Below are 1704 nucleotides of genomic sequence, written 5' to 3' on the forward strand. Positions count from 1 at the left end.
TTTTTATGGTGAAATATAATGAACAGATATTCGAAATCAGCCATTGAATATGGCTAATAAATGGAGATACATCATGTCACTAAAGCCCCCAGCAGAAACACAAGTTATTACGTGGATAATCATCGGTGTCCTATCTGCCTGGGGAGGGGTGGTGAGATATCTAATAGATAAACAAGGAACCCGTTGTAAATGGAGTTGGATGGCTGTAATTAGCCAAGTAATAATATCGAGTTTCACCGGTTTATTAGGTGGATTATTGAGCTTTGAAAGCGGTGCTAGCTATTACATGACATTCATATTTTCTGGATTGTTTGGTGCAATGGGCAGCACAGCTCTGAGCTATATATGGCGTCGTTTCTTCAATCCTTCAGGGAGGTAAAATGAGTAACTTTATTCTTAGCCACATCAGTAAGAGTAATTTACGAGGCGTTCATCCCCATCTTATTAACATTGTGTATTTGGCGCTTGAGATTACAGATATAGATTTTTGTGTCATTGAAGGCGTCCGTGATATTTCACGTCAACGCCAAATGGTACTAACCGATAAAAGCCAAACGTTAAATAGTCGTCATTTAACTGGGCATGCTGTAGATCTTGCCCCATGGATAAATCAATCTATTCCATGGGATAACTGGAGTGCATTTAAAGTAGTTGCAGACGCAATGAAAATTTCCGCAGAAAAATTAAATATTCTCATAGTATGGGGGGGCGATTGGAAGACGTTAAAGGATGGCCCACATTTTGAACTCTCACGAAAGAGCTACCCATGATATTACCTATTTCAAAAATGTATAGTATCGGACTATTTCTAGTCATACTACTTGTTTGTGTATTATGGATACGCTATCAACAACGAGCTTATAACCAAATTCAACAAGATAATAAGCAATTGAAAATGCAAAATGGCTTATTAAACAACCGGTTTTTACAACTAAAAAGTCAGGTTGAAAATTTAGCTTTTGTCATAACTAAACAAGCTCAAAATCACACTGAATTGGAGACAAAAAATGATTTATTCCGTCAAAAGACTCGTGCCGCTTTGGCGAAAACCCCTTTAGCTAATCAGCCTGTCCCAGTTGATGTTATCCTGTTTCAGCGCGAACTTATCGAACCAAAATAGCTATCATTTCGAGTTTATTCCTCGCTCTATTTTTGAAAGAAGCGACGCGCCACCATTCGATGTTGAGCGTTGGGGTGATTATCCAGATTATTTTTCCCGTCTATATCTAGCGTTGGAAAAGTGTAATCTGGATAAAGCCACTGCCGCAGAGCTAATTTTTTTTGACATGAAATACCTAAAGTCCCCTACGAAAAATCAAGAGTCATATCTTGCCCCCCTATCATGGCGCGATTCATATGTATTATGGTAATGAAAATGAACTCTTGCTAGAGTTGCGGCCGTAATAATCATGAGCCAACAATGTTCCAATTTTCAATCAACATTATGTTTCTCATTGCATTTTCTCAGAAAATAAACCCAGTAATATAATCTCAGAGTTGAATCCCATTGGTTATTTATGGGGGCTTTGTCTTTACCAATCAGAGTAAAAAAACACATTCGATTATCGCAAGGTGTTCTATCAACTAATCAAATAGACACTGTCAGTAACTGGTTAACTTGCGACTAATTATAATGAAAAATTAAATTACCGTATTATGCCGAATCTATAAGTGAAAGTAATATAACAGTAAGATAAAATACAG

At 37.2% G+C, this 1704-nt stretch carries 3 protein-coding genes; all 3 read left to right on the forward strand.

Annotated elements, in window-relative coordinates; genetic code table 11:
• Positions 1-73 precede the first annotated feature (73 nt).
• Genes V1952_RS21670 through V1952_RS21680 form a run of 3 tightly spaced genes read left to right on the forward strand, consistent with a single transcriptional unit; the run spans position 74 to position 1120 of the window.
• A complete protein-coding gene (locus tag V1952_RS21670) occupies positions 74-379 on the forward strand; it encodes a phage holin family protein (RefSeq protein WP_372558277.1) in 306 nt (101 codons plus the stop codon).
• Position 380: 1 nt separating this feature from the next.
• The gene (locus V1952_RS21675; protein WP_372558276.1) at positions 381-770 is read left to right on the forward strand and encodes a M15 family metallopeptidase; all 390 of its coding nucleotides are present in this window, start codon (positions 381-383) and stop codon (positions 768-770) included.
• Positions 767-1120: a hypothetical protein gene (locus tag V1952_RS21680; RefSeq protein ID WP_420075533.1), complete on the forward strand. Its 354-nt coding sequence runs from the start codon at positions 767-769 to the stop codon at positions 1118-1120. The genes V1952_RS21675 and V1952_RS21680 overlap by 4 nt, the downstream gene beginning before the upstream one ends.
• Positions 1121-1704 lie beyond the last annotated feature (584 nt).

This window comes from Yersinia sp. 2542 StPb PI, assembly GCF_048593855.1.
In the GTDB taxonomy this organism is placed as follows: Bacteria; Pseudomonadota; Gammaproteobacteria; order Enterobacterales; family Enterobacteriaceae; genus Yersinia; species Yersinia enterocolitica_E.